General features: G+C 56.6%; 8 protein-coding genes. All 8 read right to left on the bottom strand.

What is annotated here, in order from left to right; genetic code table 11:
* Positions 1-1,500: ImcF-related family protein (locus tag BHE01S_RS35525; RefSeq protein WP_042273118.1), on the bottom strand; the 1,500-nt coding region annotated here is incomplete at its 3' end.
* Entirely contained in the window at positions 1,497-2,780 is a 1,284-nt protein-coding gene (locus BHE01S_RS35520; protein WP_042273116.1) for a hypothetical protein, read from the bottom strand. The genes BHE01S_RS35525 and BHE01S_RS35520, both read right to left, overlap by 4 nt.
* Positions 2,781-2,783: 3 nt before the next feature.
* Entirely contained in the window at positions 2,784-3,041 is a 258-nt protein-coding gene (locus BHE01S_RS37530; RefSeq protein WP_084069615.1) for a PAAR domain-containing protein, read from the bottom strand.
* Positions 3,042-3,131: 90 nt separating this feature from the next.
* Positions 3,132-5,351, bottom strand: coding sequence for a DUF2235 domain-containing protein (locus BHE01S_RS35515; protein WP_042273113.1), 2,220 nt, complete (start codon positions 5,349-5,351; stop codon positions 3,132-3,134).
* Entirely contained in the window at positions 5,344-6,132 is a 789-nt protein-coding gene (locus tag BHE01S_RS35510) for a DUF3304 domain-containing protein (RefSeq protein WP_042273111.1), read from the bottom strand. The genes BHE01S_RS35515 and BHE01S_RS35510 overlap by 8 nt, the downstream gene beginning before the upstream one ends.
* Before the next feature lie 362 nt (positions 6,133-6,494).
* Positions 6,495-7,283, bottom strand: a complete 789-nt coding sequence (locus BHE01S_RS35505) for a DUF3304 domain-containing protein (protein WP_042273109.1) — start codon at positions 7,281-7,283, stop codon at positions 6,495-6,497.
* A 163-nt stretch (positions 7,284-7,446) separates the two neighbouring features.
* Complete coding sequence (locus BHE01S_RS35500; RefSeq protein WP_042273107.1) at positions 7,447-8,436, bottom strand: DUF4123 domain-containing protein; 990 nt, start codon at positions 8,434-8,436, stop codon at positions 7,447-7,449.
* A partial coding sequence (locus tag BHE01S_RS35495) for a type VI secretion system Vgr family protein (protein WP_042273104.1) occupies positions 8,436-9,372 on the bottom strand: 937 nt, incomplete at its 5' end. The genes BHE01S_RS35495 and BHE01S_RS35500, both read right to left, overlap by 1 nt.

Genomic DNA, 9,372 nt, shown 5'->3' with positions numbered 1-9,372 from the left:
ATCGTACGCAGCCTGTGCCTGGGCGGTGCCGCCGCTCGCGATTTCTTCGTCGGACATGGCGGCGAGTTGGTGCAGACGGTCCTCCAGTTTCTGACGAATCGGGTCGACGAGGATGCGGCTCGCGGCGTTCTCGTAGCCGGGCCACAGAGCGCTGAGCAGCGCGCCGTCGTGGTTCAGACCGAAGCGGGTCATCCACGGAGCACCATTGCGCTGGCGCGTTTCCAGCGTGTCGATCTGTCCGACGAGGCTGTTCAGCGTTTGCAGCGCATGACTCGGTTCCTGCGCGTCCGACAGTGTGGCGAGCGTGTCTCTGGCGGTACCGATCGTCGCGCGGTTTGCGAAACCGGACACCGTCGTACCGACGATCCAGAGGCCAATAGCGGCTGTCGCGATCCATGCTGCGGTGGTCGAAAACGAGAAACCAACGCGGCGGCCATGGATACTGCGGCTGTGTTCGGCAACCGTGTGCCAGATGGAGCGCTGCTGCGCTACAGGCGAATTCTCTTCCCCTTCGCTTTTCTCGATGTTCGCAGCCGGTTCCAGCTCACGGTCCTTGAAGAGTGGTGCAAACAGCAGACCATGCACCGGATTTCGCCAGTAGCGCGAGCGGGCCATCTGCTGCACGAGCTCAGACAACGCGCTGCCCAGCCGTTCGACATGCTGCGACAACTCGGCCGGATAGCGGTCAGTTTTATCTTGCGTGATGCGCCTGACGCCTGCGTCGGCGAGATTGCGGGCAAGCTGATGCAACGAAGTCAGAATTTCGTCGGCGTTCACACGCGCATTCGACCAGGTAAATCCGATGGCCTCATCCGGACCCGCCGCCTCGGGGCCGAAATCCGTTACGTTGAGAAGATATGCGGGTGCGGCCCAACGCAGGGCACGCGCGTGGCGGGCGAGGCGCTGGGCGAGCTCATCGGCATCAAAAGGCGAATTGCCCGAACTGCGGTTGCGCGTTACTACCACAATTGCATCAACTGGGCGACGCCGGCGCAGGCGCCGAATCTGGTCGAGCCATCCGGTGTCGAACGTGTTGCTGGTCTGTTTCGCGTAGAGCAAAACCGTACCACCAGTGATGGCATAGCCGGTGTCAGCAAGACCGGGGGCGATACGCTTGACCAGCGGCGCGTCGCCTGTGACAACTACCCAGCGGTCACGGTAACGCCAGCCCCGACCATGTCGATTAACAAGCAGTTCCTTCAAGGCTGACGGACCGTCCGCCTTTGCATCTGCATTACCGGAGCCGGACGCGGGGAGTCTCCGTTGGGTATGCTCGATCACCCATTGCCGAACGGCTCGCCATGCCATGGCTGGCCGTGAGGCATCGCCGAAACTGAATCCAAGCAGGAAAACTACGAAAATCGCGCATAGCACGGCAATAGCCAGACCGCGGTTTGCAGGTGCGATGTGAAGCCATGCCGGCCTCACCCAAACAACGATGCCTGGCAAAACGACAACAACTATGGCCGAGAAGAGATCGAGTTTAAATTTCCGGTTCATGCCGAATGAGGGACGTTGTTCGAATCGTTAGTGCTAGTGGCTACGACGGCGAGAACAGTATGGTCAACGCTACGCTGTGCGATGAGCTGCGATGTGGTCGTCTGCAACGCCGTTTGAACGGCATAAGCAACTGCAAGCCACCCTGCCGATGGTCCGGCATTACCGGTAGCACGGTCCAGATTGAATTCACGCAACTCATCGGTGCGAGGCGTATCTCTATTCAAATGGCTTAACGCTGTATGCAACGGGCCGACCGTCTCTCCGTCAAATCCTGTCATCCATGCGGAACCCAGCTTCTGTACGTCGGAGCTCCCCCAGCGAAGTGCACAGGTCATTGCGTGATCCAGATCTGCATTCTCCGAGCGCACCGGACGATGTATCGTTGCGATCGGATGCAATTCATGCCGACTGGCGGTCGAAGTCGAGACCAAGAGCAATCCAGTCCCGGCTTCCGCCGAGCCTTCCGGTGGATTTCCATCCAGCATGGCGTTCAGCGATATCGAAACGAGAAGCATCGCCCCGGTGTTCAGTGATCCGTTCTGGTCGTCAAGCCATGAGTCGAGGATCATCGGTCCGGGGGCTTCGCTCGCCATAAACGAGTGGGCAGGGTGCAGCCGGTGGGCACGCCATTTGTCTTTCCACAGCGTGAGAGCATCTGTCCTACCCTTGTATCCGGATAGCTCGAGCCGCACACGCAGCGCCAATTCCAATGGCAACATACCCAGCGGCTCAGTCAAATCCGTCAGCAAGCGGTCATAGAGCCACTCCAGTACTTCGGCATGGCGCTCCGCGTCGTCAGCGGCAAGACGCGCATCCATCGGTTCAATCCAGCGTGCGACCGTCGATTCATTTTCTTCATGACTTGACGTCTTTGGATCCAGCGTCAGCGTGCCATCGGCAATCTCCTCGATGCCCTTTGCCACGTCATCCCCGGTTACACGAGCGGCCGAACCGAGTACACACACCGGAATGCTTTCACGCGCGAAGCTCTGTTCGGCATATTGATCGCTCGCCTTGTTCCAGTCCTGTGCATCAAGCCGCCGGCCCTCGTAGACGCTATAGCGTCGTAACAGGACAAATCCGGCGATGCCCATTGGAAAGACGCTCAGACAAGTCCAGAACCACGGTGTATTCGTCGGTTCGCCCGCGGGCCACAGCATCAGCACCGCAAAAACGCCGAGCAGTGTCAGCACAAAAAACACCACCGTCCAGACAAACCGGGACGGCGGCGTGTCAGGAACGGGCTTTTGGGGCGGAAGCTTCGAGAAGTCGAGCGCCATCTTTCAACGTCGCCCACTGTTCAGGAGCGAAGAACGCAGCCGACAGCCGCACTCACACAGATCATTGTCCTGCGCGACTTCGAGGCCATCGTCGAACGCGCCTGAGGTAGCGGTGCCGATACGATTGTCCCCGTGCTTTGGGCATGTGACCGGATCATGCAGCCGCGCGATCGCCCGGCCCATGAAGAAACGGTTTTTTGATCCGGACTCGACTTTCCCGCCGCCGGTGTGGCTGTCGCCTACACGAATAATGCCTGGCATACTGACCTCCTGAGTTGATTGTCCCGCGTCACAAACGTTACCGGCGTGGCTGGTAACGAATTGAACTGAAACACATTTAATCCGTCCGCTTTACCGTGGCGCCGCACTCACCGGGGTACTCAAGCTTATGGCGCGCTCTGCCGCCTTTTCGTCACGTATGCGCTGCTTCTCTTCCTTTATGTAGTCGCTCTCACCAAACGTATCGGTTGCGCGTGTCTGGAAGTACAACGTCGAAGAGAGCATATGGTCATGCCAGCTCGTGAGCATCGTGTCATGAACAAGCAGATCAAAAAGTGCCATGACTTTCGGCGGGAGTGGATTGGTTCCGCTCAACCCCATTTTCCAGGCCTGTGCGAGCGATTCCTGCTCGGGTGTCATCATGACTGACTCGATGACTGATGCACTTGTTTCCGCGTCAGTACCCCACGGTTGCACCCGGTTTTGTGTCTGATCACTCAACAGGCTCACGGAATGACGCAAGCCGGCTTGCTGCGACTCGCGTCGCATCATCTCCCCCGACTCGCGCTGGATACGCTCCCAGACACCTTCCGACGGACGGTTCTTTTCGAGCCGAGCGGGCTTGAAGGAAGCCAATTCGTTTTCCTGTGCATCCATTGCGCGTGCCTGCGCCGACGCCCACGTCTTTGCGTCGACACCCGGTGCCCGGGCCGCCTCCGCTGCCGCCTGTGCGTCCTTGAGACTCTGAAGGTCATGGCGATGCTGTGCGTCCAGCGCATCGAAGCGGCTCGTCACCGAGGACCGGAATGCTGGCGACTGGTACCGTGCGGCCATCCAGCGCAGGAAAACCTTCATGTGATCGATGAAGTTCAACCGGGCGACATACGGGACAACCTCTCGGTACGCGCTGATCAGCTCGCCGAGCTTGTACGTTGCCTTGCCGTCTGAAATTGGATGCGCGAGAGTAAACTTCTCGTATGTCTTTGGTTTCCGGCTCTTCAAGCTTTCCATCGTATCGAGCAGTACACCGTACGAGACTGCCTCATTCAGCATGTCGCGCAGGACAACGCGTTGCAACTCGGCGCGAGCGCCCAGTGAGCCCGGCGGCGCCCCACCCGTAATGTCTTCACTGGTACCCGGATACAGGTACTGGACTCCGCGAGTCCTCTCCAGACTGTCGAGGCGCTGATAGAAGCGCAGCTCATGCGCCGCGGCAAAATGCACGCAACGTTCGACCGATTCGGGCACGGACAACTTCTGGTCACCGTAGTTCTGTTTGACCATACCAAGAACCGGTAGCATGTTCAGCAGCTGATTGTCCGCCATCAACGATGATACGGCATCAAGCAATCCCAGAAATTTGATCTGGATGGGAACAGCCGTATGATTAGCGTCCTTGGGGTCTACGTAGGCCAATTTTGTCGCGCTCGGGTGTTTGTAGGCTTCAGTCAGTTCGTTCGCGAACGCACGCGCGAGCACCCCGCCTCGATCTGCGCCAAAGATGGAAACCTGAATCCGCTGGATCTTTGGCATCGTCAACTTTACGTCGTCGATCGCATTCTTGAACTGGGTCATCGCCGCAGCGAGCCGGTCCTCAATCCCCGTGCCCAGCAATCGCGCAATCGCCCGATTGTCCCGAAACCAAGGAATCGAATCGAGTGCGATACCGACAAATACGTTTTTTGCCACGTCGAATCCAGCCGCCATCGGATGGTTCTTGATGTCATAGAGCGATGCACGGATGGCCGCCCGTCCACGTTTGACCCAGCGATCATTCTGCTCGAGCCTCAGGACCCGTCCCACATTCTTCACTGAGTTTGCTGCCCCATCGATGAGGTCATTAAAAGACTTGACCACCGGCCGGTACGAGAAATCCTCAAGCCCTTTCTTGAAACCATCCGCAATTGCGTCTTTCGGCTTGATTTCAAGGCGATCAATGCCGGTAATCTTCTTGCCGGCGCTGATGGCTTTTCCCTGAATCGCTTTTGCGCTTTCCGCAGCTAGTTTGATGCCTGCAGACTTAACCTGCCCTACCTTCGCCTCCTGATTCAGGTCTGTACCGAGCCCGGAATAATAGAACGGATACCAGAATTGATTCGGCGTCTTTTTTCGACGCTGATCAATATTATCCCGATGAGCCTCCCAGAGCCGACAGATATTCGAATATCGCGACGTAGTCTTGTCGTCATGATCGCGATGTCGTCCGAACCCGTCGAAAAAGAATCCCATATGAACCACCGCGCCACAAGGAATACAGTCGTCATTGGGGAACGCTTTCTGGTTCTCACCAATTGCTGCCTTCACTTCCACCGGCGTCCGATCCGCAGGATCGAGTTGCGTCGTTTCAGCCATGTGCGGCTCCTGTCTGCGCGTGGTCAAAGTGGTTGCTTCGGATTTCCTGAATTACCGAATCAGGCAGCTTCTGCATGGTGGCTCCGAACGCGCCGGGTTTGCCCTTGGTTTCCTCAAGGACGCGCTGCACCGCAGGATGCTCGTCAAATTTCGGATTGACGAGCAATGTGTAGTACACGTACTGCTCAAGATCCACCGAATCGGTCAGGTGGTACTTCAACCAGCCCTGGGATGCAACGCGCGCAGTGCGTCGATACGCGAAAGCATCGTCCAGGCCGTCTGGGTTCGCTGCCTTGCCATATTTCGTTTGGAACCAGTAATCCACTACCGTGTAGTCGATTCTTGTCCCTCTCATGTCATGCCGAAACTCGAATTCGATGTGGTCGTCAGGGTAGAAGTGCACTGCCAGTACTACTTGGCCGGCACCGCCAGATATTTTTTCCTTGGGAAAATGTACCGGTGTTGTCTTGTGAATTTTTTTGATTGGCGCGTAGGGGTTCTTCATAAACTCGTCCTGATCATACACCTCCCAGTCAACCGTAAAATCCGTTCCCTTCAACGTATAGCAGCAACTTAGTCGACCGGCACCGGCACTGGGCATAAGGTCTCCACCGCCACTGGCGGTGTTGCCATATTTGTCATGAATGATGAAGTCGCTGAGATTGAAGGGGGTGTAATTCATCCCTTCGATGCTCACTCCGCTGTAGGTCGGTTCGGACGAGAAGGCATCACATCCTGCGAAGGCCGTCACGGCCAACAACAAAAGCATCATTCGTTTCATTGCCTAGCCTTCTTCATGTTGGGCGCCAGGAAATTCTGTTGCGAAAGATCCGATATCACGTGTTCGAACCTGTTGGTCGATTGAAGGTGGTCACTGGACTACCGGTACAGTTCTCCGGTCACGCGCACCAGCAACTTCTGGTCTTCTCTACCCGCGTTCTGCCAATCCGAATAGATTGCTCGCCCACAGCGGCATATATATCCTCATCAGTGGATGGTAGCGGCTGACCAGGGAAAAGGAATCCCATATGAACCACCGCGCCACAAGGAATACAGTCGTCATTGGGGAACGCTTTCTGGTTCTCGCCAATTGCTGCCCTCACTCCCACCGGCGTCCGATCCGCAGGATCGAGCTGTGTCGTTTCAGCCATGTGCGTCTCCTGTCTGCGCGTGGTCAAAGTCGTTCCTACGGATTTCCCGAATCACCGGGTCAGGCAGCTTCTGCATGGCGCCTCCGAACGCGCCGGGTTTGCCCTTGGTCTCCTCAAGGACGCGCTGCACCGCAGGATGCTCGTCAAATTTCGGATTGACGAGCAATGTGTAGTACACGTACTGCTCAAGATCCACCGAATCGGTCAGGTGGTACTTCAACCACCCTTGGGATGCGACGCGTGCGGTACGTCGATACGCGGAAGCATCGTCCAGGCCGTCTGGGTTCGCTGCCTTGCCATATTTCGTTTGGAACCAGTAGTCCACTGCCGTGTAGTCGATTCTTGTTCCGCTCATGTCATGCCGAAACTCGAACTCGATGTGGTCATCAGGGTAGAAGTGCACTGCCAGTACTACTTCGCCGGCACCGCCAGATATTTTTTCCTTGGGAAAATGTACCGGTGTTGTCTTGTGAATTTTTTTGATTGGAGCGTAGGGATCCTTCATGAACTCGTCCTGATCATACACCTCCCAGTCAACCGTAAAATCCGTTCCCTTCAACGTGTAGCAACAACTTAGGCTGCCGGCACCGGCACTGGGCATAAGGTCTCCGCCGCCACTGGCGGTGTTGCCATATTTGTCATGAATGGTGAAGTCGCTGAGATTGAATGGGGTGTAATTCATCCCTTCGACGCTCACTCCGCTGTAGGTCGGTTCGGACGAGAAGGCATCACATCCTGCGAAGGCCATCACGGCCAAAACCAAAAGCATCATTCGTTTCATTGCCTAGCCTTCTTCATGTTGGGCTCCAGGAAATCCTGTTTCGAAAGATCCGATGCCGTGTGTTCGAACCTGTTGGTCGATCGAAAGTGGTCACAGGACTACCCGTACATTTTTCCGGTCATGCGCACCAGCGGCTTTTGGTCTTCTCTACATATGGCGCTCGTCACTTATACATTCGTGCACGCTCGGTTTCAGGGCGGTCCATTCTCGACGCCTCATTCAACACACTGCCGTCGATCCCGGACAGTGCCTCGCGGTGAGTGATTTCACCATCTACAGCGCGTCTGAGCCGTTCACGGATCACTGGATGTTCATCGAAACATGGGGAAACGACGATGCCTTTTGAAGCATAATTCAGAAGATCGTCGTCACTGGTGATGCGATATTGTCCTGCTCGTTCGAGTTGCTCCGAGATACGAGCGTAGAGCGTTAAATCCGGAATATCAGCGAGCATTTCGTCGTACATGCTGCGCAACTGCATCGCAAGCTTATCGGCCTGACCGAGCCGAAGCAGTTCACTATGTTGCTCAATCGTCAGAACATGCTCGCCAATGACAGATCCTTCAGCGGCCGCAACATGATTGCGCCAGACAACCTCCGTCAAATCTCGGTCGCGATACCAGACCTCGACGCACGGCGACAGAAATCGGTGTGCCTGCTCTGAGGTCCAGACAGCACGCAACCGCTTCAGGATGCGGTTGTCGTAAAAATGAAGGAAGAATGCGCGCTTTTCGGGTGTGGCGTACCGGCAGTGGTACCGCAAATGCCCGCTCAATGATTCAAGTGACGATGGCGACCAGATCCACGTCAACATGTGTAGGTCCAGCGATTCTCTCCAGAGACGCCGGACCAATCGATTCTGCAGATCGCGTGGATCACTCAGTGCAATGCGATCAAGCTGGATCAGATAGGGGGCGATGTCCGTATAGGACTCAAGCACTGAATCCTGCCAAAGCGAAGTCCAGCCAAGCCGTGGCACTTGAGCGAGAAGCCTGTCAATACCAGGATTGGCGCGAGAATCGACAAGCAGATAAAGTTGCGTTTGCTGTCCGTCTTTTGACAGATCCTCGCATTGCGCCAGTAGATGTTCGCGCCACTGCTCCCACGCGGATTCGACGTCACTGGCTGAAGTCAGGCTGACCGAATTCGACATCACGCGACCTCCGTCATGGCTTCCACACCACTATGAGCGTCCAGCAAACACTGCTTGCATGTACCGATTGGCATGGCCTGCATCGGAAGCGATAGGTTGCCTGGCCCGGTCCAGTGAAAATTCCCGCACTTGAGCGTTATATCGCCCGGGCATCCGAGTTCGATGTTTCCGCTATCGATCTTGATGTAAGCTCCATTGCTTGAAAGCGTGAGCGCTCCCTTCGAAACAGCGGTAATCGTTCCATCGACGCTCGTGAACTGCATGGCCTTCGACGCCGCGAGCGTAATGCCGCCGGTACGCGCCTGTGCCACGATGTCCTGCTTAGCGGCAACGAGTCGCATTCCTTCTGCCTGTGCAAAGAGCGCCACCTGACGGCCTGCCGCAACAGTGTAGTTATGCATGACACCCACATCGTAGTTGCCGCCGGCCGTCGCGATCAGATTCTGATCTGCGTTCGCATGAAGATGTCCGCCAGTGGTAAGGCCGATGCCCGCCGGCGCACTCATGAGTATTGCCGCGCGCTTCAGGCCGTCGAGTGCATTTGCATAGAGGTCCTTCTGCTTTTGCAACTCGGCAACCGTTGCTTCAGCGGCCCGGACAGCCTCCGTCAGCGACTCCATATGATCCATGGCGCGCTGCAGTTGCTCCTTCGCCTCAGTCATGTCAAGCTGATGGCCCGATGCCCCGGGCTGGGCTTCGGTGGTCAGAAGCATGCCTTTCGGACCGCGCACGGCCACGTGTTCATCCGTGCGCAGCTCCGCCCCCTGTCCCCGTTCCTTGCGATCAACATCAACCATATGCCCAAGATTGAGTTCGCTGGTCTGGAAGGGCGTCGTCAGATGAATGTGCTCGACACCCTCCCTGTCCTCCATCCGCAACTCATTCTGGGCTGCCGTGCGGATGAGATTTCGCGTATTGTTGAGGTTGTTGACAAGA

Origin of the sequence: Paraburkholderia heleia NBRC 101817 (assembly GCF_000739775.1) — a bacterium.
Lineage (GTDB): Bacteria > Pseudomonadota > Gammaproteobacteria > Burkholderiales > Burkholderiaceae > Paraburkholderia > Paraburkholderia heleia.
Note: the sequence above shows the minus strand (reverse complement) of the source record. Positions and strands in the feature narration are given on the sequence as shown.